21 protein-coding genes are annotated in these 23,857 nt (G+C 67.2%); 14 read left to right on the top strand and 7 right to left on the bottom strand.

Going from position 1 to position 23,857, the window contains the following annotated elements; all coding sequences use genetic code 11:
• Nucleotides 1-368 precede the first annotated feature (368 nt).
• From FU260_RS20270 to FU260_RS20250, 5 genes are all read left to right on the top strand, one after another.
• Nucleotides 369-1,640, top strand: a complete 1,272-nt coding sequence (locus FU260_RS20270) for a polysaccharide pyruvyl transferase family protein (protein WP_168211879.1) — start codon at nucleotides 369-371, stop codon at nucleotides 1,638-1,640.
• Nucleotides 1,573-2,859, top strand: coding sequence for an ABC transporter substrate-binding protein (locus FU260_RS20265; RefSeq protein WP_168211878.1), 1,287 nt, complete (start codon nucleotides 1,573-1,575; stop codon nucleotides 2,857-2,859). The genes FU260_RS20270 and FU260_RS20265 overlap by 68 nt, the downstream gene beginning before the upstream one ends.
• Before the next feature lie 94 nt (nucleotides 2,860-2,953).
• Nucleotides 2,954-3,913: a carbohydrate ABC transporter permease gene (locus FU260_RS20260; protein WP_147918688.1), complete on the top strand. Its 960-nt coding sequence runs from the start codon at nucleotides 2,954-2,956 to the stop codon at nucleotides 3,911-3,913.
• Nucleotides 3,906-4,820, top strand: a complete 915-nt coding sequence (locus FU260_RS20255) for a carbohydrate ABC transporter permease (RefSeq protein ID WP_147918687.1) — start codon at nucleotides 3,906-3,908, stop codon at nucleotides 4,818-4,820. The genes FU260_RS20260 and FU260_RS20255 overlap by 8 nt, the downstream gene beginning before the upstream one ends.
• Nucleotides 4,821-4,877: 57 nt before the next feature.
• Complete coding sequence (locus tag FU260_RS20250; RefSeq protein WP_147918686.1) at nucleotides 4,878-5,891, top strand: LacI family DNA-binding transcriptional regulator; 1,014 nt, start codon at nucleotides 4,878-4,880, stop codon at nucleotides 5,889-5,891.
• 209 nt (nucleotides 5,892-6,100) lie between these two features.
• Here FU260_RS20250 and FU260_RS20245 read toward each other — a convergent pair whose 3' ends face one another.
• Together FU260_RS20245 and FU260_RS20240 are read right to left on the bottom strand one after the other, a co-directional pair.
• Complete coding sequence (locus FU260_RS20245; protein WP_147918685.1) at nucleotides 6,101-7,186, bottom strand: PLP-dependent cysteine synthase family protein; 1,086 nt, start codon at nucleotides 7,184-7,186, stop codon at nucleotides 6,101-6,103.
• 35 nt (nucleotides 7,187-7,221) lie between these two features.
• Complete coding sequence (locus FU260_RS20240) at nucleotides 7,222-8,403, bottom strand: ROK family transcriptional regulator (RefSeq protein WP_147918684.1); 1,182 nt, start codon at nucleotides 8,401-8,403, stop codon at nucleotides 7,222-7,224.
• Between the two features lie 162 nt (nucleotides 8,404-8,565).
• Here FU260_RS20240 and xylA point away from each other — a divergent pair, with 162 nt between their 5' ends.
• The 9 genes from xylA to FU260_RS20205 all read left to right on the top strand — a co-directional run bounded on the left by xylA (nucleotide 8,566) and on the right by FU260_RS20205 (nucleotide 16,591).
• Entirely contained in the window at nucleotides 8,566-9,744 is a 1,179-nt protein-coding gene (gene xylA / locus FU260_RS20235) for a xylose isomerase (RefSeq protein ID WP_147918683.1), read from the top strand.
• Nucleotides 9,745-9,753: 9 nt separating this feature from the next.
• The gene (locus FU260_RS20230; protein WP_147918682.1) at nucleotides 9,754-11,211 is read left to right on the top strand and encodes a xylulokinase; all 1,458 of its coding nucleotides are present in this window, start codon (nucleotides 9,754-9,756) and stop codon (nucleotides 11,209-11,211) included.
• 469 nt (nucleotides 11,212-11,680) lie between these two features.
• Nucleotides 11,681-12,655 (top strand): ABC transporter permease, encoded by a 975-nt coding sequence (locus tag FU260_RS20225; RefSeq protein WP_147918681.1) that lies wholly within the window; start codon nucleotides 11,681-11,683, stop codon nucleotides 12,653-12,655.
• Between the two features lie 26 nt (nucleotides 12,656-12,681).
• Nucleotides 12,682-13,470 (top strand): YesL family protein, encoded by a 789-nt coding sequence (locus FU260_RS20220; RefSeq protein WP_147918680.1) that lies wholly within the window; start codon nucleotides 12,682-12,684, stop codon nucleotides 13,468-13,470.
• Between the two features lie 105 nt (nucleotides 13,471-13,575).
• Nucleotides 13,576-13,770, top strand: a complete 195-nt coding sequence (locus tag FU260_RS23705; protein ID WP_168211877.1) for a hypothetical protein — start codon at nucleotides 13,576-13,578, stop codon at nucleotides 13,768-13,770.
• A 20-nt stretch (nucleotides 13,771-13,790) separates the two neighbouring features.
• Nucleotides 13,791-14,984, top strand: coding sequence for a type 2 periplasmic-binding domain-containing protein (locus FU260_RS20215; protein ID WP_168211876.1), 1,194 nt, complete (start codon nucleotides 13,791-13,793; stop codon nucleotides 14,982-14,984).
• Nucleotides 14,985-15,049: 65 nt separating this feature from the next.
• Nucleotides 15,050-15,214 carry a hypothetical protein gene (locus FU260_RS23700; protein WP_168211875.1) on the top strand — a complete coding sequence of 55 codons (165 nt, stop codon included), beginning with the start codon at nucleotides 15,050-15,052 and terminating at the stop codon, nucleotides 15,212-15,214.
• Nucleotides 15,198-15,677: a DUF4064 domain-containing protein gene (locus tag FU260_RS20210; RefSeq protein ID WP_147918679.1), complete on the top strand. Its 480-nt coding sequence runs from the start codon at nucleotides 15,198-15,200 to the stop codon at nucleotides 15,675-15,677. The genes FU260_RS23700 and FU260_RS20210 overlap by 17 nt, the downstream gene beginning before the upstream one ends.
• Nucleotides 15,677-16,591: a carbohydrate ABC transporter permease gene (locus FU260_RS20205; protein ID WP_147918678.1), complete on the top strand. Its 915-nt coding sequence runs from the start codon at nucleotides 15,677-15,679 to the stop codon at nucleotides 16,589-16,591. Before FU260_RS20210 ends, FU260_RS20205 begins: the two co-directional genes overlap by 1 nt.
• A gap of 1 nt (nucleotide 16,592) precedes the next feature.
• Here FU260_RS20205 and FU260_RS20200 read toward each other — a convergent pair whose 3' ends face one another.
• From FU260_RS20200 to FU260_RS20180, 5 genes are all read right to left on the bottom strand, one after another.
• Entirely contained in the window at nucleotides 16,593-17,525 is a 933-nt protein-coding gene (locus tag FU260_RS20200) for an AEC family transporter (protein WP_147918677.1), read from the bottom strand.
• 12 nt (nucleotides 17,526-17,537) lie between these two features.
• Nucleotides 17,538-19,427: a DUF6807 family protein gene (locus tag FU260_RS20195; RefSeq protein WP_147918676.1), complete on the bottom strand. Its 1,890-nt coding sequence runs from the start codon at nucleotides 19,425-19,427 to the stop codon at nucleotides 17,538-17,540.
• Nucleotides 19,427-20,992, bottom strand: coding sequence for a glycoside hydrolase family 43 protein (locus FU260_RS20190; RefSeq protein WP_147918675.1), 1,566 nt, complete (start codon nucleotides 20,990-20,992; stop codon nucleotides 19,427-19,429). Before FU260_RS20190 ends, FU260_RS20195 begins: the two co-directional genes overlap by 1 nt.
• 55 nt (nucleotides 20,993-21,047) lie before the next feature.
• Nucleotides 21,048-22,430: a Gfo/Idh/MocA family protein gene (locus tag FU260_RS20185; RefSeq protein WP_147918674.1), complete on the bottom strand. Its 1,383-nt coding sequence runs from the start codon at nucleotides 22,428-22,430 to the stop codon at nucleotides 21,048-21,050.
• A gap of 467 nt (nucleotides 22,431-22,897) precedes the next feature.
• Nucleotides 22,898-23,824, bottom strand: coding sequence for an NAD(P)-dependent oxidoreductase (locus FU260_RS20180; protein WP_147918673.1), 927 nt, complete (start codon nucleotides 23,822-23,824; stop codon nucleotides 22,898-22,900).
• Between the last annotated feature and the right edge of the window lie 33 nt (nucleotides 23,825-23,857).

Genomic DNA, 23,857 nt, shown 5'->3' with positions numbered 1-23,857 from the left:
GTGATCTGCCAGGCACCATCAACCGAAATGGGCGTACCGAGTCCTCACCTTCGCCACCGCAGGCGCTGTGGCGAACTGCGCTGCAGATGCCACATGTTTGACACCTCTAAACCGTGGTGCTAACTTTTGACGCAACGACACGTCAACAAGGCGGCTCGTCAGGATTTCTACGGCGTTGATGCCGCGTTGGAAAGGTGTGTATGAGTTCCCCAAAGTCGCGGAGAGTGCTACTTCGCTCGTCTTGGCAAGACGTCAATATTGGCGATACGGCGCACTCGCCTGGACTACTCTCGGCATTGTTGGAAGCGGATCGGGATGCAGAACTCACGCTCTGGCCGGTAACTCTCGGTGAGCGCGAGGAGGCATTGATGCGCCAGCTCCTTCCGCAGGTGTCGATAGTACGGGGCAAGCTGACTAGCAGCGGCCATTTCACGACGCCTGAACTCGAAGAGGCATGGCGGTCAGCGGAGGTGATGGTCCATGGTTCCGCAGCTGACGTCGAGAATCGCCACGCCGAATTCCAGCATTGGTCCCGCACCACGGGAAAGCCTCATGGATACGCTGGCGTGACGGTCGATCCAGTTTGCCCACCGACTTGGGGAACGCTGGCCGAGTTACAAGCCATGGCGGAGTTCCTCCCGTCATCGTTTCATAGCGAGGAAGCCCGGGAGCCTCTCAATTCTGCGGAGTTCATTTTCTGCAGAGACTCCATATCGCTGAACTACCTGCGCCGCCAGCAGATCAAGGCCGCGTCTTTGGAGTTCGGCCCTGACGGTACCTTCTCCTATGGCGATGCCGACCTTGCCACCATCGACCCCTTCCTTAAGGAGATGGACCTGAGCAGTGACAGCTTCGCGTGTTTCGTGCCGAGGTTGCGCTATGCCCCCTACGCCCAGATGCGCGGCGAGGAACCCACCTCGGAGAGCCTCCGTAGGGACGCGATCAATGCGGCGACCTCCCAGGCCGACCTGGGGCCTTTGGTTGCCGCCATCGTGACCTGGGTTCGCCAGACCCAGTCCCCGGCTGCCGTTGTCCCGGAGATGTCCTACGCACCCGCCTACGCGCGGGAGCACCTCCTCCCGCTACTACCTCCGGACGTAGCACCGCAGGTCCGAGTGCTGGATCGATTCTGGTCGCTCGCAGAGGCCAGCGCCGTCTACTCCGTGAGTCGCGCGGTGATCAGCATGGAATGCCATTCGCCGATTATTGCTTCAGCCCACGCGGTTCCTACTGTGTACCTGCGCCAACCTACCGAGACGGTTAAGGGGCGCATGTACCACGATCTGGGTGGATCGGACATGCTCATTGAAATCTCTCTGGGCGCTAAGAGGGCGGCGGCGGAGACGGTTACCAGCATCATTGATGACCCACAGCGGTGGAGTGACACGTCCGCAAGAGTGAATGCCGTTGCTCGCAGTCGACTTCGGCAGATGGCCAGCACAATCCTGTACGGCGAATCTGTCGCGCCTTATGAGCCGGCACTCGCCTGCGACCAATTGGAGGTACACGATGAGGAATGCCAGTTTGCCACTGCGAGTGAGGCGGCCGCGCCGCACCGCCGCAGTCCTAGCGATGGGCTCAGTAGCACTGCTGCTTCTGGGCGCGTGTGGCCAGGCGGACAACCTGTCCCAGGGCAATGACGAAGCGACCGACGGCGGGGATGCCGTTGAGATCCGCGTAGCCTGGTGGGGCAGCGAGGGTCGCCACGAGCAGACACAGGAAGCCTTGGCAGTATGTGAAGCTGCTATCGGCAATATCACCACCTCAGCCGAGTTTGCTAGCCAGGGCTATGACGACAGGCTGGCGACCCAGTTCGCTGCCGGCAACCCGCCCGACATCATTCAGGTCGTCAGTGGCGCCATTAGCTCGTACGGTCAGCGCGGCGGCCTGCTGGATATCGCCACCGTCGAAGAGTACATCGACACATCCGCCATCTCGCCTGGTGTGCTGAACGCGGATGCGGTTGACGGGACGCTCTACTCGATTCCGATCACTACGAACGCTTCCGGACTCGTCCTTAACGTGACCATGATGGAGGAATATGGGCTTGAGCGGCCAGACGATGAGAACTGGAACTGGGACGATCTGTTCGATTATGCGAGCAGCGTGTCCGAGGCTTCTGACGGTGAGGTGTGGGGGCTGCAGCAGCCCAGCGAGGACATCCGTCTCCTGAATATTTGGGCGAGGCAACTCGGGCACCTCGACGGTCTCTACACAGAGACCGGAGTAGGCCTAGATACTGGGGTCGTGGCCTCGTTCCTGCAGTACGGACTTGACCTGCAGGAGTCGGGCGGATCTGCCCCAGCGTCCATCTCGGTCGAGCACCAGGGCGGAGGAATCGAGCAGACGATGATCGGTACCAGTCGCGCGCTGCTGGCGGTACGGCCGATCAACGAGATCACTGCCCTGCACGCGGGCACCGGTTCAGAGTTCGAACTGCTGCAGCTGCCGACTCACGAAGCGGGCCAGACGGGTCAGACCTTCCGGTCGATGAGCTGGTCGATTACCTCAGAGACCGCCCACCCGGTCGAGGCAGCACAGTTGCTGGACTGCCTCCAGGGCAACCTCGAGGCGGCCGAGATCCTGCAGGCCGAGCGCGGCATCCCGGCGAATGGAGACGTCGTGGAGCACATCAGGGAGGATCTTTCGCCTGAGCAGCAGATGATGGCGGACTTTGTCGCCACCGTTGAAGCCGATGCCCCTGAGGTTGCGCCGATGCCGCCCCCACCCGGCGCGGACACAGCCGAGGAGGTGCTGCGGCGCTATGCCGAAGAGATGCTGTTCGGCCAGTTCTCGCCCGAGGAGGCTGCCGAGCAGTTCGCGAACGAACTCGACCAGAGCATCTCCGCAGCCAACTAGTTCGCACGGACCGCCCGGCCTACCTACGCACGCCGGGCGGTCCAGGACAGCATTGGAATGACCATGATGAACCCGACACTCAAGGGGAGGCGCCGTGGCTGTGACGAGTGAGCTCTCGAAGCTCAGCAAGACAGGAAGGTCGGCGACCAAGTCTCCCTCCGAGCGGGCCGATGGGAAGGCGGCCGCGGTCTTCCTGCTTCCTTGGTTCGTGGGCCTGGGCCTTATCGTCGTAGGGCCCTTGCTCGCGTCGCTGTACCTGTCCTTCACGAACTACGACCTGTTCTCGGATCCTGTGTTTGCGGGGTTGGAGAACTACCAGCGCCTGTTCCAGGATTCTCGACTGATTCAGTCTCTCGCAGTGACCTTCACCTACGTCTTCGTCTCCGTACCGCTGCAACTTGCAGCTGCGCTGGGACTGGCGATGGTGCTGGACAAGGGTGTGCGCGGACTAGCCCTCTACCGTTCGGTCTTTTACTTGCCGTCCTTGCTGGGTGCCTCGGTCGCGATCGCGATTCTGTGGCGGCAACTGTTCGGTACCAACGGGCTGATCAACCAGATGATCGAGTGGTTCAACGGCATCCAACCATTGATTCAGATCGGCACCCAGGGCTGGGTTTCGCATCCTGACTATGCATTGGGGACGCTGATCATCCTTAATGTGTGGACGTTCGGATCGCCCATGGTGATCTTCCTCGCCGGACTCCGGCAGGTCCCGGAGATGTACTACGAGGCTGCGAGCTTGGACGGTGCCTCGAAGTTTCGGAAGTTCAGAAGCATAACGTTCCCAATGCTGACCCCGATAATATTCTTCAACCTGGTCCTTCAGATAATCAATGCGTTCCAAACGTTCACTCAGGCATTCATCGTCTCCGGCGGCACAGGTGGACCCAGTGACTCGACCTTGTTCTACACGCTATATCTTTACCAAGAAGGCTTTGGAAATTTCAACATGGGGTATGCGTCAGCCATGGCATGGCTACTCTTGATCATCATTGGGGCGATGACTGCTATCAACTTCTTTGCCTCGAAGTATTGGGTCTTCTACGATGACTGAGCTACTAACCCCCGAAGAAGCGGCGAAGACCGAGGTGGTCGAGCGTCCGACACGGCACCGTGAGTTGACACTATCCTGGCGAGTGCGTGCGCGCAGGGTGGTCAAGAGTATCGTCCTGATCGTGGTCGGGATCATGATGATCTATCCACTCTTGTGGATGTTGGCCTCATCGTTCAAGCCTGATGCTCTGATCTTCAGTGAGCCCGGCCTGATTGCGTCGGAGTTTACGGCCGAGAACTACTCTCGAGGCTGGAATGTGCTGACTGATCCTTTCAGTCACTATCTGATGAACTCTTTCATCGTGGTCGCTGGTGCGGTGCTAGGGAACCTGGTGTCCTGCTCACTGGCGGCCTACGCTTTCGCGAGGTTGAACTTTCGATTCCGACGCCTGTGGTTCGCGGTAATGCTGATGTCGATCATGCTGCCGATCCACGTGATTATTGTTCCGCAGTATGTTCTCTTCTCCGAATTAGGGTGGCTCAACACCTTCCTTCCGCTCATCGTTCCTAAGTTTCTGGCTACCGATGCCTTCTTCGTTTTCCTCATGGTCCAGTTTTTCCGTGGAGTCCCCAAGGAGCTCAGTGAAGCCGCACGTATCGATGGTGCAGGTCACGGTCGAATTTTCCTACGAATTATGCTGCCCCTGGCGGTACCAGCTCTGGCCGCGACAGCGATCTTCACTTTTATCTGGACCTGGAACGACTTCTTCTCGCAGCTAATCTTCCTGACCGACCCAGAACTGTACACGGTGCCGATCGCCTTGCAGACCTTCCTCGATTCCACCGGTCAGTCGTCGTGGGGCGCCATGTTCGCTATGTCGATCGTCTCCCTCATCCCCTTGTTTCTGGTGTTCCTGCTGGGCCAGCGGTATCTGGTCCGGGGCATCGCCACTACTGGTCTGAAGTAGTATCAAGACAGTCGGAGTCGTGACCGGAAGTCACCCGATGACCCAACGATCGTTACGATGAGGCAGATGGCGACACAAAAGGACATCGCACGAATCGCGGGGGTTTCGGCGTCGGCAGTCTCTGCCGTGCTCAACGGCACGACCCACACTCGCATGAGCGAGGCGACTCGGGCCCGCGTCGAAGCGGCGATTGCTGAAGTAGGGTACGTGCCCAATGGTGCGGCCCGCGCGCTCCGCCGTCGGCAGGCCGGCACCATCGCCGTTGTTGTGGAGAACCTCGAGAACCCGGTGTATAAGGAACTGTTCCACGGCATCTATGACGCCGCCGAGGAACGAGGATGGGCCATCGTGCTCGGCGACACGATGTGGATGAGGTCTGGCAGCCACTTTCTCGCGCGGCTGCTGGGTCAGGGCTCCGTGGATGCGATTGTGCTTCGGAGTGGTGGCCTGATCGATGAGGAGGTGCTGGGCGTACTTCGGTCCCGGCCCACTCCGGTTGTGCTGGTGGAGTATCAGTCGGACGACCATGACCCGTGGGTCTCCGGGGACGAGGTCGCGGCGGGGCGGATGGCCGCAGGGCATCTCATTGAGGCCGGGCACACGGATATCGCGTTCGTTGGGGGCAAGGACATCCAGCCCCTGAATCCGCGGCATGAGGGATACGTGGGCGCTATGAAGCGCGCGCGGCTGAAGCCTCGCCCCCCGCTATTTAGCGGCTATGGAGCAGAGGCTGGCGCTACCGGACTAGCGATGCTCCAAGCTGGTGAATCGATGCCCACCGCCGTTGTGGTGAACAACGTGATGTCGGCCGTCGGCCTGCTCGGGGCGGCCGCTGACGCTGGCGTGCATGTGCCTCGGGACCTGTCAGTGGTGGGAATTCATGACGCTGAGATCGCTGAGTTGGTACGGCCGAGGCTGACCACGGTTCTCCTGCCGATGCGGGAACTGGGGATCCGGGCGGTCGAGCAAGTCTCAGCCCTGCTCTCTGGCACCGCCACTAGGCTCGGCGTGGTGGCCGATCCGTCCCCGCGGATCGTGGCGCGAGAGAGCGTGATGCGGCCTATCCGCTGATGGGTGAGCGGGCCCAGTGGCCGAACAGTTCGGCTCGTCCCGCTACCGTTCACAGAGGTGTGGATCTTGCGGCCCAGCCCACCGCAGCGCGCGGTCTCTCGTCGCGCAGTTGCCCTCGCGGAGACTGCCTAGGCGCGGCGACGGGGAACGTGGGCCGCCGTTGCCGCGCCCACCTCTGGCTCGCCCGAGGTGTGTCGGAACCGTTCCGTTTAGCCCAGGGTGCCCCCGGCGAAGAAGCCTTCCAGGCGCTCGCGGTACGGCGCTGGGTCGATCCCTTTCTTCGCCAGCCAGGCCTGGTCGTAGTAGGTGGATGCGTACAGCTCGCCCGGGTCGCACAGCAGCGTGACCACCGAGCCGGTCTCCCCGCGCTCACGCATCCCGGCCACCAGACTCCACACTCCCCACAGGCAGGTTCCGGTAGAACCGCCGGCCCGCCGGCCGAACACCTCCGCCAGGTGGTGCATCGCCGCGATGCTGGCCGCGTCCGGCACGGGCAGCATGTCGTCGATCACGCTGGCCACGAAGCTGGCCTCCATCCGGGGCCGGCCGATGCCCTCGATCCGCGATGGCATCCCGGTGGTGTAGTCGCTCACGCCGAGGCTCCACCCCGGGTAGTAGGCGGAGTTCTCCGGGTCCACCACCAGCAGCTGGGTCTCGTGCCGGCGATAGCGGATGTACCGCCCGATGGTGCAGGACGTACCGCCGGTCCCGGCCGCGGCCACGATCCACCGCGGCACCGGGTGCCGCTCCGCCTCGAGCTGGGCGAAGATCGACTCCGCGATGTTGTTGTTCCCCCGCCAGTCGGTGGCTCGCTCGGCATAGGTGAACTGGTCCAGGTAGTGCCCACCGGTCTCGGCGGCGATCCGTTCCGCCTCGGGGTAGATGTCCGGCGGAGCGGCCACGAAATGGCAACGTCCCCCATACGCCTCGATCCTGGCCACCTTCTCCGGGGAGGTGCTGCGCGGCATCACCGCCACATACGGCAGGTCGAGCATCCGGGCGAAGTAGGCCTCGGCCACCGCAGTGTTTCCACTGGTCGCCTCCACCACGGTGGACCCCTCCCGCAACCAGCCGTTCGCCAGCGCGTAGAGGAACAGGGAGCGTGCCAGCCGGTGCTTCAGGCTCCCGGTCGGGTGCACCGACTCGTCCTTGAGATAGACGTCGATGCCCCACCGGTCCGGCAGCGGCAGCTGGTGCAGGTGGGTATCGGCGGACCGGTGCGCATCGGCCTGCACACGCCGGATCGCCTCATCGCACCAGGCCCGGTCCGCTGCCGAAGGTCGCGCGCTCTCCATGAGCGCAGTCTCGCAGGTCGCCGCAGACGTAACGCTCAGCCGGTCGCTGCGAGCCAGCCGGCCGGATCGGTGACCACCGGTGCCAGGGCGGCCCGGGCTGCGCCGGTGAGCGCCGGATGCGCGGAAGCATCGGCGACCCGCACGGTCACCGGTGCCCACTGTGCCGCCAGCACCCGCTCGTCCAGCACCGCCGTCATCGCCGGGCGCATCTGTTCGGCCAGCTCGGCCAGCGTGTTGCCGAGCACCACCTCGTTCACGTCCACGAGGTTCACCAGCGCAGCCAGAGCGGTACCCAGGGCCTGCCCGGCGCGCTCCACCGCCTCGCGGGCGGTCTCGTTCCCGTCGGCGACGGCGGAGCTCACCTCGCGCAGGCTGCTCGCCTCGGGGAGTGCGGCAGCGCGCAGGATCGCGGCCGTACCGGCGAAGGTCTCCAGGCATCCGGTGGCTCCGCATCGGCACCGCGGGCCGGCGGGATCTACGCAGACGTGCCCCAGCTCGCCGGCGAAACCGTGCACCCCGGTGGCGAACGTGCCGTCCTGGACCACAGCGGCACCGATGCCCACCCCGCCGGAGACGTACAGGAATGAGCGACTACCTCCCTGGGCGAGCTCGGCCAGTGCCGCCAGCCGGGCTTCGTTATCTAGCCGGAGCCGGGCGCCGGGCAACGTATCGAGGTGCTCGGCCGGGTCGACCTCCCGCCAGCCCAGGTTGGGGGCCACCAGAAGCCGGGAGTGGGCCACCAGGCCGGGCAGCGCCAGCGTGGTGCCGGCGATCCGGGTGCCGGCGGCCTCGGCCCGGGTCACCACTGTCTCGGCCAGCTCGCGGAGCCGGCCGAGCAGGACGCTCGCCTCGGAGCCGCGGTGGTCCCCGGCCACGATCTCCTCGGCGACCGGCTGCCCGGCCAGGTCCAGCACCCGGGCACCGAGAAAGTCGATGCTGACCTCCAGCCCCAGCCCGCCCACGGTGCGAGTGGCGGGACGCAGCGGCGTGGCGGGCCGTCCGGCGCCGGTGATCACCGGGGTGTCCTCGACCACCAGCCGTCCGGCCACCAGCTCGGCGACCAGCCGGGAGACCGTCGCCCGGTTCAACCCGGTGCGGGTGGCGACCTCGGCGCGGGAGAGGGGCTGCGCGGCGGAGAGCACCTCGCGCGCGACCAGGGCGAGGTTGTGCTCACGCAGGCTCTCCTGCCGGGCGGCGCGGCTACTGGGCTGGTCCATGACTCTTGACCTTAGTCCAGCCACGAGATAAGTTGTGCGGAACAACAAACAGCATGTCGCAGCGGTGGCCGTTCCGGTCCGCGGCAGCGAGCGGCCCCGTCCGCTCCGCCAGGATCTCCAGGCATCGGCCCGCCCGCACGACTCAGCGACGAGGAGCCCGCCATGGTGACCCCCACTCCCGACGACAAGTTCTCCTTCGGTCTGTGGACCGTGGGCTGGACCGCGCAGGATCAGTTCGGTGCGGCGACCCGCCCCGCTCTGGACCCGGGCGAGTACGCCACCAAGCTCGCCGAGCTCGGTGCCTGGGGCGTGACCTTCCATGACGACGACGTCGTCCCGTTCGGCAGCGATGACGCCACCCGGGAGAAGATCCTCACCGACTTCAAGAAGGCCACCGACGACGCCGGTCTGGTGATCGAGATGGTCACCACGAACCTGTTCGGCCACCCGGTGTTCAAGGACGGCGGGTTCACCTCCAACGACCGGTCGGTGCGCCGGTTCGCCCTGCGCAAGGTGCTGCGCAACGTGGACCTGGCCGCCTCGCTCGGCGCCACGACGTTCGTGATGTGGGGTGGGCGAGAGGGCAGCGAGTACGACGGCGCGAAGGACATCAACGCCGCCCTGGACCGCTACCGCGAGGGCGTCGACACCGTGGCCGCCTACATCAAGGAGCGTGGCTACCACCTGAAGATCGCCCTGGAGCCGAAGCCGAACGAGCCGCGCGGGGACATCCTGCTGCCCACAGTGGGTCACGCCCTCGGCTTCATCGCCGAGCTGGAGCACGGCGACATCGTCGGACTGAACCCGGAGACCGGGCACGAGCAGATGGCCGGTCTGAACTACACCCACGGGATCGCGCAGGCCCTGTGGTCCGGCAAGCTGTTCCACATCGACCTGAACGGTCAGCGCTCGATCAAGTACGACCAGGACCTGGTGTTCGGGCACGGCGATCTTCTCTCCGCCTTCTTCACCGTGGACCTGCTGGAGAACGGCTTCCCCGGCGGCGGCCCCCGCTATGACGGACCGCGGCACTACGACTACAAGCCGTCCCGTACCGAGGGCTATGAGGGTGTCTGGGACTCCGCCAAGGCGAACATGGAGACCTACCTGCTGCTCGCCGCCAAGGCCAAGGCCTACCGCGCGGACCCCGCCGTCCAGCAGGCATTCGCCGACTCGGGGGTGCTCGAGCTGTCCGAGCCCACCCTGGCTGCGGGGGAGTCGGTGACCGACTTGCTCGCCGATACCAGCGCGTTCGAGGACTTCGACGCTGACGCCGCCGGTGAGCGCAATTACGGATTCGTCCGCCTGAACCAGTTGGCGATCCAGCACCTGATCGGCTAGGCAGGACCTATGAGTTCATCCGACGGTGCCCTGGTAGCAGGGATCGACTCCTCCACCCAGTCCGCGACCGTGGTGATCCGGGATGCGGCCACTGGCGCCCTGCGCCGGTTCGGCTCCGCACCCCACCCGCCGGGCACCGAAGTGGACCCCGAGGCCTGGTGGCAGGCGCTGCAGCAAGCGATCACCATTGCCGGCGGGCTGGACGACGTCGCTGCCGTCAGCGTCGGCGGGCAGCAGCACGGCATGGTCGCCCTGGACGAGAACGGGGAGGTGGTCCGCCCGGCGCTGCTCTGGAACGACACCCGCAGTGCCGGTGCCGCCGGGGACCTGATCGTCGAGCTCGGCGACGGTGATCCGGACGCCGGCCGGCGGGTGTGGGCCCAGCGCGTCGGCCTGGTGCCGGTGGCCTCCTTCACCATCACCAAGTTGCGCTGGCTGGCGGAGCACGAACCAGAAAATGCGGCCCGAGTGGCCGCGGTCGCGCTACCGCACGACTGGCTCACCTGGCGGCTGGCCGGTGATGGCCCTGGAACCGACGGGCTTGCCCGGCTGACCACGGACGCCTCGGATGCGTCCGGTACCGGCTATTTCGATGCCGTCAGCGGCAGCTATCAGCCCGATCTCCTCGAACGCGGCTTCGGCCGGACGGTGGCCGTGCCGACCGTGGTGGCGCCGGGCGGCGTCGCACGCACGGTGAACCGGCCCGACGGCGGCACGCTGGTGCTCGGCGCCGGTGCCGGGGACAACGCAGCCGCCGCGTTCGGCCTCGGAATGGGCGTAGGAGACGTGGCCATCTCCATCGGCACCTCCGGGGTGGTCTCGGCAGTCTCGGACACCCCGACGGCCGATGCCAGCGGCACCGTGGCCTCGTTCGCGGACGCGAGCGGGCACTTCCTGCCGCTGCTGGCCACGCTGAACGGCAGCCAGGTCTTCGACGCGGTCGGCGCCCTGCTCGGGGTCGACCACAAGGCGTTCGCCGAGCTGGCGCTGTCGGCACCCTCAGGCTCAGACGGGCTGACCGTGGTGCCCTACTTCGAAGGTGAGCGCACCCCGAACCTGCCCGATGCCACGGGCGCGATCCACGGTGTACGCCGCGCCAACCTGACGCCCGCGCACCTGGCGCGGGCCGCCGTCGAAGGGGTGATCTCCGGACTCGCCGATGCGCTCGCCGCACTGCGGGAGCAGGGCGTGCGCGCCCGCCGACTGCTGCTCATCGGTGGGGCCGCCCGCTCCAGTGCCGTGCAGCAGATCGCCCCGGATGTGCTCGGTTCCGAGGTGCTGGTACCGGCGCCGGGGGAGTACGTGGCCGACGGCGCAGGTCGCCAGGCCGCCTGGGCGCTCAGCGGCGAGGACGAGCCGCCGCAGTGGCAGCTGGCCGGGGAGAAGACGTTCGCTCCCACGTCGCCGAGCGCCGACCTCGCCGAGCGGTACGCGAGTGCCCGGACGATGACCATGTCCCGGCGGTAGCCTCCGCGCTCGACCGCGACCTGCGCGACCCGCTGACCGGCGACCCGCTGACCGGCGAGCCCGCACTGGCCACTACCGCTTCGCGATCGGAGGTAGCGTGCGGGATCGGAGTCAAGGTACAGCTCTGCTCCGACACCGAAGGTTGTCTCCGATGGGCGCAGTGGGGCGTGAGTGGGCTACCCCGGGATCCCTTGGCGGCACTCGCTTCCGGACGGGCCGGTGAGTAACCGGTCTCCCGAAAAATGGATCCATTCGCAGGGGAATGGTGATGCCGAGAGCTCCGATGACATCGGGTGAATTGATGGTGATTCGCTGGAAAGACTCACCCCGTTGCTAAGTGTCGTGACTCTGTTGTACTCTCACTCCACTGAGAAACCGGTTCCTGCCGGATTCCCTGACCAATCGGCTCGATGCGGAGCGAGGGACTAACGCCAATGCGGGCGACGACAACATCGAAGGTGACGACGCGATGAGCGCACCTCCGCTCATTCGGCGCCAGGGGGCGGCCCCGCCACCGAGCGATGCGCCGGTGCGGCCGGCCAGGCACCGTGCCGCCTCCATCTGGCGGCACAAGACGCTGTACCTGATGGCGCTGCCGGGGATCGTGTACTTCCTGTTGTTCAAGTACATGCCGATGGGCGGCCTGGTCATCGCCTTCCAGGACTACATGCCGTTCCTGGGTGTGGCGGAGAGCCCGTGGGTGGGCTTCGACCACTTCGTGCGGCTGTTCACCGAGGACACGTTCTTCATGCTGCTGGGGAACACCCTGATCGTGTCCCTGCTGCTGCTGGTGTTCTCGTTCCCGGTACCGATCATCCTCGCGCTGATGCTGAACGAGATCCGGTCCCGGGTGTTCAAGCGCTCCCTGCAGTCGATCGTGTACCTGCCGCACTTCATGTCCTGGGTGATCGTGGTCTCCCTGTTTTACGTCCTGCTCACCACCGATGGCGGTGCGATCAACAACCTCATCGCAGGTGCCGGCGGGGAGGAGATCGGCTTCCTCACCGACCCCGACTGGCTGCGCCCGATGTATGTGTTCCAGAACGTCTGGAAGTCTGCCGGCTGGGGCACGATCATCTACCTGGCCGCCCTCACCGCGGTGGATGTGAGCCTGTACGAGGCAGCCGAACTGGACGGCGCCGGCCGCTGGCGGCAGACCTGGCACATCACCCTGCCGGCCATCCGGCCCACCATCGTGGTGATGTTCATCCTCGCCATCGGTGACTTCCTCGAGCTCGGCTTCGAGCACATGTTCCTGCTGCTGAACTCCCTCAACCGCGAGGTGGCCGAGATCTTCGACACCTACGTGTACACGGCGGGAATCCAGAACGGTCAGCTCAGCTACGCCACCGCCGTCGGCCTGTTCAAGGGGCTGGTCGGTCTGCTCCTCGTGGTCATCGCGAACCGGATGGCGAAGAAGTTCGGCGAAGAAGGCGTCTACTAGCCCGCCGAGGCGGAGGAGGTGTTCCCATGCTGTCCTACGAAGGTCTGGTCCGACTCAACCATCTGCTGTCCGGCTTCTACCGGCTGCTCTGGCTCAACCTGCTCTGGGTCGCCACCACGGTGGTCGGCCTCGGCATCTTCGGCGTCGGGCCCGCGACCTACGCATTCGCCAAGTACGTCGACCGCTGGTTCCGTCTCGGCGAACTCCCACCGGCAGCAGCCACGTTCCGGCGTTACGCCACCGAGCTGCGTTGGCGCCCGGTGCTGGTCAGCTGGGTGCTGCTCGCGGTCGCGGTGGTGATCGGTGTGAATCTGCTCAGCGCAGCGAACTGGTACCTGCGGGTGGCGAACCTGCTGGCTCTGGTGGTGCTGGCCGTGATCGCCGCGTACGTGTACTTCGTGCTTGCGGCCCTGGACGTCACCACGATCCGCTCCACGCTCAGTGCCGCACTGCTCCTCGGGGTGGGGTCGTTGCACTGGACGATCATCGGCACCACGGCAGTAGCCGCCCTGTACTGGGTGATGTACCGCTTCGCGCTGCCGCTGCTCCCAGTGGTCGGGATCGCCCTGCCGATGACCGTCGTCGGCTTGATCGTGCGCGGCGTCTTCCGCCAGCTTGCCGAGGTGGACGCCGAAGAAGCCAGCGCGGCGAACGGCTCCACCGGCGGCGGCACCGCGGGCCCTGTTGGCACCGCAAACCCTGCCCGCACCGAGATTTCTGCCCGAGCCGAGCGCAACGACGCACACGCTGACCTCGCACACCCGGATCGACCGGGTATCGCCGAGCGGCACCTTCAGAAAGGAAGCGCAGTATGAATACCCGGAAGAGACTGGCGGGCGGCACTGCAGCCGTACTTGCCACCGCCCTTGCCCTGACCGCCTGCGGAAGCGACGGCGGCACCGAGGGAGGAGACGGCGGTGATGACGGCCCAATTACCTGGGATGTCGATGTTGCACACGCCCACCACCCCCGACCCGAATGGTCCGATCCACGAGGCACTGGTGGACTACACCGGCACCGACTTCGAGATGCAGTGGGTGCCGGACGCATCCAAGGAGGAGAAGATCAACGCGGCGCTCGCCTCCGGCACGCTTGCGGACACATCACCTCCCTGACCCAGATCGACTCCACCACGGTGCGCAACGCGCTGACGTCGGGAATGTTCTGGGACGTGGAGCCTTATCTGTCCGAGTTCGACAATCTCTCCCAGATCCCGCAGGCCACGATCGACGTGGCCCGCCTGGACGGCCACTTGTACGGGATCCCGTTCCAGAAGCCGATCGCCCGATATGGCGTCCTGGTGCGCCAGGACTGGCTGGACAACCTCGGCCTGGAGACCCCACACACCCTCGCCGAGCTTGCCGAGGTCGCTCAAGCGTTCGCCGAGGACGACCCGGACGGCAACGGCGAGGATGACACCACCGGCTTCATCGAGCGGTCGGAGAGCTTCTCGCTGTCCTTCCGGATCATCGCCGGCTACTTCGGTGCCGGGGACCGGTTCGAGCTCGACGACGCGGGGAACGTGGTGCCTGCATACACCACCGACGCCTGGAAGGAGGCGATGGCCTGGTACCGCAGCGTGTATGAGAGCGGCGGGATGAACCAGGAGTTCGTCACGATGCAGAAGGACAACCAGCGCGATGCCATCGCCCGTGGCGAGGGCGGCATCGTGATCACCGGACTGTTCGAGGCCCGTGGCTACCTCGAACTGGCGGAGAGCATCGATCCGGAGACGCCGATGGACTGGGCGCAGATCAACGACATGACCGCCGGGGACGTGGAGCGGCGGATCGTCTCCGACACCAACGGCGGCATGGGCGGCTGGCTTGCCATCAACACCCAGACGGTGGAGACCGAGGAAGAGTTGCGCGAGGTGCTCGGCTTCATCGACAGCCTGCTCGATGAGGAACCGTTCACCCTGATGACGCAGGGCATCGAGGGCGAGCACTACGAGGTCGACGGCGAGGGTGTCTACTCCCGGATCAACCAGACCGAGTGGGAGCAGGAGGTGCAGCCATACGCGAGCTCGCGGCCCGCCGACAACGTCATCATCTTCACCTCGGACAACGAGTACGTGAACCGGGCGGACGAGCTGATGGCGGAGAGCGCCGAGTACGCCGTCACCAACCCGGCCCAGTCACTGTCCTCGGAGACCTACGACCGACAGTGGTCCACGATCGACCAGACCGTGATGGACGCGTTCAACCGGTACATGGTCGGCGAGCTGGACATGGCCGGCTACGAGGAAGCGATCGAGTCGGTCCGCAGCCAGGGCCTGGACGACATCATCACCGAGTTCACTGAGTCCTACAACAGCGTCAACGGTTGATCCCGCCGCGGGCGCCGGTCACCCTCCGGCCGGCGCTCGCGGCAGGATCAGGAAGGCTTCCATTCGTGCCCACACTCGAGAACGTCTCCTCCCTCGCACCGGCCACCGCCGGACTGCAGCAAGCGATCGACGAGGCAGCCGCGGCCGGCGGCGGCCCCCGGAACGTGGTGATCAGCACCTGCGACCGGATCCGCCTGGATGTGCAGGGTGACGATGAGCGCCAGGGCTGAGCAGCGGCGCCGGCCGCAGGACGAGGCTGTACCCCCACCCGCGCCCTCGATCCGCCGAACCGCCGAACTGTGGCTGACGGGTATCGGGGCGGTGCTGGCCACGCTGTTCCTCGGCGGCTTCGCCCTGGTGGTGAACCGGCTCGACGAGGCTGCGTTCGCCGACGTGGTCCGTCCGGTGCTGCTGGGTGGGGCGGAGGACCTCTCGTCGGCCGAGGCGTTCGAGGCGGGTCGCACGCTCGGCGCCTGGTTCGGCTTCACCCTGCTGCTCGTGCTCGCCCTGGCTGCTGTGGCCGTGCTGCTCACCCGCAGCCGGCCCTGGCGGAGGGCGCCGGGCTGGTGGCTGCTCGCCGCCGGTGCAGTGTGCCTGCTGGGCAGCCAGCTGATCGCCTACCCGATCGCGTTCTTCTTCTTCCTCGGCGCCGGCCTGTTCGCTGCGCGCCCAGTCCGGGACGGGAGCTCCTGATGGCCGCCAGGTCCGAGACCACCATCACCTACCGCCCGGACCGGCTCCGCAAGCCGACCTCCGGGCGACGGGTCTTCTCCGTGGTGAACAGTGCCGTGCTGATCGCGTTCGCGCTGGTCTGTCTGCTGCCGTTCCTGCACGTGATCGGTAGCTCGCTGGCCAACCCCGGTGAACTGGCTACCCGCGCGTTCGTGATCATCCCGCGCGAGTTCACCTTGGACGCCTATCGCTACGTCCTGTCCACTCCGACGATCTTCCGGGCCATGGGGGTGTCGATGTTCGTCACCGTGGTGGGCACGTTCCTCAGCCTGCTGGTCACCTCGCTGATGGCCTACGCGTTGGGCAAGCGATACCTGCGCGGCCGCCGGGTGATCAACTTCCTGGTGGTCTTCACGATGCTGTTCAGCGGCGGCATGATCCCGCTGTTCATCGTGGTCAACGGGCTGGGTCTGCTGGACTCGGTGTGGTCGCTGATCCTGCCGTTCACGGTGAATGCCTTCAACTTCGTGATCATGCGCAGCTTCTTCCAGAGCATCCCGGACAGCCTGGAAGAGGCGGCGCGGATCGACGGTTGCTCCGAGTTCGGGGTGTTCGTCCGGATCGTGCTGCCCCTCTCGGTCGCCTCGATCGCTACCATCGGGCTCTTCTACGCCGTGGCGTACTGGAACACCTACATGTGGGCGATCCTGTTCATCAACGACTCCACGCTCTGGCCGATCCAGGTGCTGCTGCGCCAGATCGTGATCGTGGCCAGCGGGCTGAATGCCGACGCCTCGGTGGTGGACGTGGTCCCGCCCGCGCAATCGGTGAAGATGGCGGTGATCGCCGTGGCCACGTTGCCGATGCTGATCGTCTACCCGTTCATCCAGCGCTACTTCGTCAAGGGCGCGCTGATCGGCTCGGTGAAGGGCTGACTCAGTGCAGCAGCGCCACCACCGCCACCATCAGTGGCAGCGAGGCGAACGTGGTGATCACCTGAGCGTCCCGGGCCAGGCGTTGCCCGGCGTCGAACTGCATCGCGTAGACCAGCACGTTCTGTGCGGTCGGTAGCGCGGCCATCAGCACGACGGCGAACCTCGCCTCGGGCGGTACGCCCACCAGGTCCGCCACCAGGTAGGTCAGCGCCGGGTGCACCAGCGTGCGCATCGCGGTGGCGACCAGCACCCCCGCCCAGTGCCGCCGGTCCAGAGCCGGCTTCGGGGCACCCGGAGGCGGTGCTGAGCGCACCATGGACATGCCCAGGGTGAGCAGCGCGAGCGGAGCGGCAGTGGCGGCAAGTGCGTGCAGCGGCTCCCACAGCACCGTCGGCAACTGCCACGGAACCAGTGCCAGCGCCAGACCGAGCAGCGCGGCGACGGTCAGCGGGCTGCGCAGCGCACGGAGCACGGCATCCCGGCGTCGCCGCCCGGGGCGGGCGTCCCCGACGGCGAAAGCCACCGGGGCGAGCACGAGCAGCTGCAGCAGCATCGTGGGCACCACGGCGAGCGCGTCGCCGAGCACGTACACGGCCACCGGGATACCCAGGTTGCCGGCATTGAGATAGCTCGCCGAGAGGGCCCCGATCGTGGTCACCGACCGGTCCGTGCGCAGCAGGAACGCAAAGATCACGACGGCGATCGCGGCCACGATCAGTGTGCTCACCCAGGTGCTCAGGGCCGCAGGAGTGAGCAGCAGCTCCAGGTTCGCGGAGCCGATCGTGGTGATCAGCAGGCTCGGGGTGGACAGGGTGAACACCACCCGGGCGAGCACCTTGGGCGCCTCCGGGCCGAGCACCCTCGTGGTCGCGAGCAGCCAGCCGGCCAACGCGATGAGCGTCATCGTGCCCAGCGCAGTCAGCACAGCCGTCATCGGGCCATCAGCCTACTCGGTGACCGACTCGATCAGCTCCGTGACCTCGTCGGCGCCGACCACGCCGTCGAACAGCACTGCCCGCAGCCCCACCTCCAGGTTGTCCCCGGCGGGGATGTGCAACGACTCGGACCAGGCCAGCGCCGGTCCGGCACCGAGAAAATCGGTGGAGCGCACGAACCACGGGCGCACCTCACCCTGCTGGAGCAGCAGTGCCGTCCAGGGCCGGTCGCCCGCCCGGGAGAGCAGCAGCCACGGTGAGGTGGACCCGTGGGCGACCTCTTCGCCGGTGCCATCGGCGCAGGTGATCGAGGCTTCGCCGTCGTCCGGGAAGCGCCAGAAGATCCCGCCGTAGCCGGCTCCGGTACGGCCCTGGGTGGCCGGGGAGTCGATGGTCACCGGACCGGCGCTCGCGTGCAGCAGGGACTGCCAGGTCAGCTCCCAGCCGTGCTGGGCCGGCAACGTCCGTGCGGTCAGCCGCCGACGTTCGGTGAGCAGCTCCGCACCGTCATGGCCGAACCAGGTGAGCTGCTCGGTCAGCGCCGGTCCGACCAGGGTCATGTCGTGGCTGACCTGGGTGCCGTGGATCTGCAGCAGCGTGGGCCCGGCATCGCGCACGTAGGTGCGCCCGCCCCAGAACGAGGAGCCGTTCACCTGGGCGACCGCCAGGGAGACGCCGTACTGGTGCCGGTGGTCCAGCGGGGAGATCTCGGTCAGCGGGGTGCCGTTCCAGGTGTGCACCGGGTGCAGGTACGGCCGCGGTGCGTGCACGTCCGGCATCGCCGGGTGGCGCTCGTACCGGGCCAGGGAGGACCCGGCCGCACGCAGCACACCGGCGTCGTCGTCCCGGGACCACAGCGGCAGGCTGCCGGCCTCCGGCGCGGCCGGTGCGGTGGTCGGCTGGACCGGGGCGGGTCCGGTGCTGACCCGCTCGATCAGCCGGGGTCGGAAGAACAGGGAGGTACTCTCCGCCTCACCCACCAGCAGCTGGTGCAGCTGGTCCCAGGCGTGCCGGCCGAGGTCCATCTGGGGTACGGACATCGTGGTCAGCGCGGGGGTGGCGTACTTGGCGAAGGCGATGTCGTCGAACCCGGCCACCGAGATGCCGCGCGGTACGCCCACCCCGGTCTCGTTCAGCTTGCCGAGCAGACCGAAGGCGACGAGGTCGTTGAAGGCGAGTACCGCCGTCGCCTGGGAGTTGAGCACCGCCTCGAGGGCGGCATAGCCGTCCTCGATCATCGACCCGCAGGGGCTGTGCTGGATGCTGATCTCCGGGTGGGCCGCCTGCAGCAGCGCCAGTCCCTCCAGCCGGGCGGTGTTAGAGGCCGAGGTCACGGGACCGGCCAGGTAGATGAACCGGCGGTGACCGAGTCCGATCAGGTGCTCGGCGAGAGTGCGGATGCCGGTGGCGTAGTCCACGGCGAGCGCCGGGACGTCGCTACCGTGCGGTTCGCGATTGACCAGCACCACGGGGGCGGTCGCGGTGAGCACCTCGTTCAGCTGGTCTTCCGGCATCCGCGGTGAGCACAGAATCAGTGCATCGCAGCGCCGGCGGGCCTCGATCGCGAGCTCGGCCTCCCGCTCCGGTTCCTCGATGCTGTCCGCGACCAGGATCCGGTAGCCGGCTTTGGTGGCGGCCTGATTCGCCCCGCGCAGCACCTGTTGGAACATCGGGTTGCCCAGATCCGGCACCAGCAGCGCCACCGTTTGGGTGCGGCCCAGGGACAGGCTGCGGGCCACGGTGCTGGGGGAGTAGTTCAGCTCCCGGGCGGCCTTGCGCACCCGGGCGGCCATCGCCGGGTCCACCGTGGCGCGACCGTTCATCACCCGGGACACGGTGGCGCGGGAGACCCCGGCCGTCCGCGCTACTTCGGCGATCGTCGCCGCGCCGGTGGTGCTCATCACGCCTCCCCGGGGGTCGACTGAGTACTTCTCATCTGGAAGGCACCGTACCGCGCCAATGGCGGCGATCCGGCCCCTGGTGGTGCGGTGGCGAACAACCCGACCTCTGCGCCGATCCATCGGCCTTCGACCGGGGTGAAGGTCTGCGGTACCCAGGCCCAGTCGGTGTCGCCGGTCGACCAGGCCAGCTGCACGGCGCCGGCGCCGTCGCTGCTGAGCCTGAGCCGCACCGTGGCAGCAGCGGGCAGCGCCTGGTCGATGACCGGCTCCTCCACCCGGCGGCGGTCGGCGCTCTGGTCCGTTCCGGAGCGGCGGCAGACCAGGTGGGCGCCGCCCTCGCGGACCTCTATTCCGATCCACGCGTACTCCTGACCGAGCAGCACCAGCCCGGTGCGGACAGGCTCGGTGGTGCGGCTCAGGGTAAGGCTGGTCTGGAAGGTGCACGCCACGGCGGGCAGCTGCTGGCTGAGCACCTGGGGTAGCTGGCGCAGGTCGCCGAGGTCGTTCGGTATCGGCTGCAGGTCCAGGTGCCCGTCGCTGAGGATGGACCAGGCTGGATCGGGGTTGGCCTGCCAGTGCCACTTCCGGTTCAGCGTGCCGGTGAAGTCATCACTACCGTCGACGGCGCGCATCCCCTGGCGGGTGGAGTTCACCGGGGCAGCGTGGCTCAGCACCGGTTCGCCGTCGTTGCCGAGGACCGGCCAGCCGCCGGAGTCCCAGCGCATCGGCTGCAGATGGGTGACCCGCCCATAGGCACCGCGGTCCTGGAAGTGCACGAACCAGTCGGCACCACCGGGATCGGTGACCCAGGCCCCCTGGTGCGGGCCGTTCACCGGTCCAGCGCCCTGGGCCAGCACGGTGCGTCCCTCGTACGGTCCGTACACCGACCGGGCCCGGAAGGCCGCCTGCCATCCGGTCGCCACACCGCCGGCCGGGGCGAAGATCCAGTACCAGCCGTCCCGCAAGTAGAACTTGGGCCCCTCGAGCGTGCGGTAGCCCGGCAACGCTGCGCCGTCGATGATCGTGCGCCCCGGCGCGAGGACCGACCTCAGGTCCGGACTGACCTCTCTCACCGTGAGCAGGTTCTTCACCCCGGACCGGCTGCCCGCCCAGCCGTGCACCAGGTAGGCGCGGCCGTCGGTGTCCCAGAGTGGACAGGGGTCGATCAACCCCTGTCCGGCGAGCACGAGGTGCGGGATGGACCACGGCCCGGCCGGGTCGGTCGCCGTGGAGACGTACAGGCCATGGTCCGGATCGGGCCAGACGAGATACAGCGTGCCGCGGTGGGCGCGGATCGAGGGCGCCCAGACGCCGCCGCCGTGCCGGGGGAGGGCGAAGTGCTCGGCCGGCGGCAGACCCGGCAGGGCGTGGCCGACGATCTCCCAGGTGACCAGGTCCGACGAGCGCAGCAACGGCAGCCCCGGGGCACGATTGAAGCTGGAGGCGACCATCAGGTAGCCGTCGCCCCAGCGGATCACGTCCGGGTCCGGCCAGTCTTCGTCCAGGACCGGGTTGCGGTACTCACCCGGGTGGGCCGGGGTATCGGGGTGGAGAGGAAGCGCCATCGCCGGGACTTTCGCGTGTGGTGGCCGCCGGCCGGTGGGCCGGAGAGCCGGTGGGCTAACGGTTGAGGACTGCGGAGTGCAGCAGTTCGCCGTAGTCGGCGAGCTGGATCGCGCGGGCCGAGGCGAGCGAGTCATTGACGGCGGCGCCGATGATCACCGACCGGACGCCGTCGTGATAGCCGGCCTGGCGGCCTAGCGGGTCCTGCGCCCCACCGCGGAAGACGTCGTCCAGCAGCATCGTGTCCCCGCCGCCGTGCGCGCCGGCGCCTTCGGGAATCTGGACCTCCTCCGGCTGGGACCACTGCCGCTGCAGCATCAAGCGTGAGCCGTGCGGTCGCAGACGTTGTCCGGTGCGCTCGGCCTCGGTGGCACTCGGGTCGAGGACCGGGCGCTCCTTGCCTCCGGCCCCCAAACCGCTGGTGGAGCGGTCGCTGCTGACCGCCCCGCGTTCGACGACGTCCAGCTCCAGCCGGCCCTCGGTGCCGTTGAACGCTACCCGGTAGCCCTCCCAGGGGGAGTGGGCGTTCAGCGAGTAGGACATCGCAGCACCGCCCTGGTAGCCCACGGTCACCGAGAGGTTGTCCTCGATGGTGATGCCCGGTCCGAAGACATCCTGGTCGCGGTGGTAGCCGTCCAGGTGCTCGGCGTCCAGGAACAGGCCCTTGAGCTGAGGATCGGCGGCCAGGTCGAGTGCGAACGGGTCGCCGGAGGTGACGAGGTCCCGGCCCAGCGTGGGGCGAGGGGCCAGGCCCCGGGATGCGGCGTTCTCGGCGCCGTAGAAGCGTAGGCCGCCGAGTGCGAACACAGTCGCGGGGACGTCGTCCAGCCACCAGTTCACCAGGTCGAAGTGGTGTGTCGACTTGTGCACGGCGAGGCCGCCCGAGCTGTCCTTGTCCCGGTGCCAGCGGCGGAAGTAGTCGGCGCCGTGGACGGTGTCCAGGCACCATTCGAAGTGCACCGACGTCACCGTGCCGATCGCGCCCTCGGCGATCAGCCGGCGCACGGTGGAGTTGCGCGGGGAGTACCGGTAGTTGAAGGTGACGGTCAGGTTGCCGGTGGACCCCTGCGCGGCCCGGACGATCCGTTCCAGGCTGGGGACGTCGATGGTCATCGGCTTCTCGGTGATGACGTCCAGTCCGTGATCCAGGCCGGCCACGATGTGGTCGGCGTGGGTGGAGTCCTTGCTCGTGACGATCAGCACGTCCGGGCGAGCGGTGCTGAGCATCTGCTCGAACGACTCTGGGGTGAAGTGCGGTGGTGCGCTCCGGCCGCGCTCGGCGAGGTAACGGTCGTAGTGGGCCATCCTCGCCTCGTTCGGGTCGAGGAACGCGACGATATCGCCCAGGTCGGCGTGGCTCGAGGTGAGGGCGTCGATGTACATCCGCGACCGCCCGCCTGTCCCGATGACGGCGTAGCGGCGGGCAGAACGGTCAGACATGGGCATCCTGTCGACAAGGTAGCGGTCAGCGGCGAGAAACCGATTTCTGATAAACTAGTCAACGAAGACTTGTCATGTCAACTGAGCCGCGCCGCTAAGCGGCCGGTCGACTAGAAACCGTTTCCCACTCCTTGAGATTCTCGCGGCCGTGCGCCAGCGCCTGTCCGGCCCCGCCCGTACCTATCCGCAGCCCAGTGCCCGCTCTCGCCTGCTCTCGCCTGCTCTCGCCTGCTGAATCCATTCAGTCGTTACTTGGCACGGTGAGTAGTGCTCCGCGGTATCGCCTCTGCGGGCTGGCTGCCGAATCGCCTCGGGTGGGCCTGCGGGCTGGGTGGGACTGCGGGCGGGCTGGCTGCCGAATCGCCCGGGATGGGACTGCGGGCTGGGTGGAGCTGCGGGCGGGGTGGCCGGGTGAGGTTGGTGGCGGGGTTGGCGGGGTTGGCGGGTTGGCGGGTTGGCGGGTTGGCTCAGCGTTCGGCTAGGTAGCGCTGCACCACAGTGGAGTCCAGATCGCCCAGCCCAGCACCGACCACCTGGCGGTAGAGGTCTTGCAGGAGGCGGACGTGCTCGTCGGGGGTGCCGGTCGTCTCGGCCTCGTCCAGAACGAACTGGAGGTCCTTGATCATCAGCCTGGCGGGGCTGTCCGGGCTGTGGTCGCGGTGGGTGAGCTTATCGGCCTTGACCTCGAGCAGCCGGCTGCCGGCGTAGCCACCGCCGAGGATGTCGAACAGGGCGGCCAGGTCCAGCCCGGACCGTTCGGCGAGCACTGCGCTCTCGGCCAGTGCGACCGTGGTGGCAGCCACGATTAGCTGGTTGCAGGCCTTCGCCACCTGACCGGCGCCCAGCGGGCCCAGGTGCACCACCCGGCCACAGGGAGCGAGTGCCGGTGTTGCCGTAGCCACATCTGCGGCACTGCCGCCTGCGAAGATGGACAGCGTCGCGGCCGTGGCACCCTCCCGGCCGCCGCTGAGCGGGGCGTCCACGCAGTGCAGCAGTCCGCCGGTGCGCGCCTCCAGATCGGCGGCCATTCGGCGCACTCCGCCGGGGGAGGAGGTGGAGCAGATCACCAGCACTGTGGGTGTGGCCCGGCGGTCCTGCCCGGCCGGACCGGTCGGTCGGGTCAGCCCGGCGAGCAGACCGTCCGAACCGGCGAGCACCTGCTCCAGTTCCGGCAGGTCCGGTAGCACCGTGACCACCACTGCGCAGCTGGCGCCGATCTCTGCGGGCGTGGCGGCCCAGTGCGCTCCGGCCGCCTCGGCATCCGCGGCACTCTCTCGCCGTCGGGAGTGCACCAGCACACCGGTGCCCGCATGCTCGGCGGCAATATGCTGGGCCATCTCGGCCCCCATCGTGCCCAGCCCGATCACGCCGATCCTGGCGGAATTCGCGTCCATACCCGCAGCCTGGACCGCCGTCACCGGCCGAGG

Origin of the sequence: Ruania zhangjianzhongii (assembly GCF_008000995.1) — a bacterium.
GTDB lineage: Bacteria > Actinomycetota > Actinomycetes > Actinomycetales > Beutenbergiaceae > Ruania > Ruania zhangjianzhongii.
This window is presented reverse-complemented; position numbering and strand designations above follow the sequence as displayed.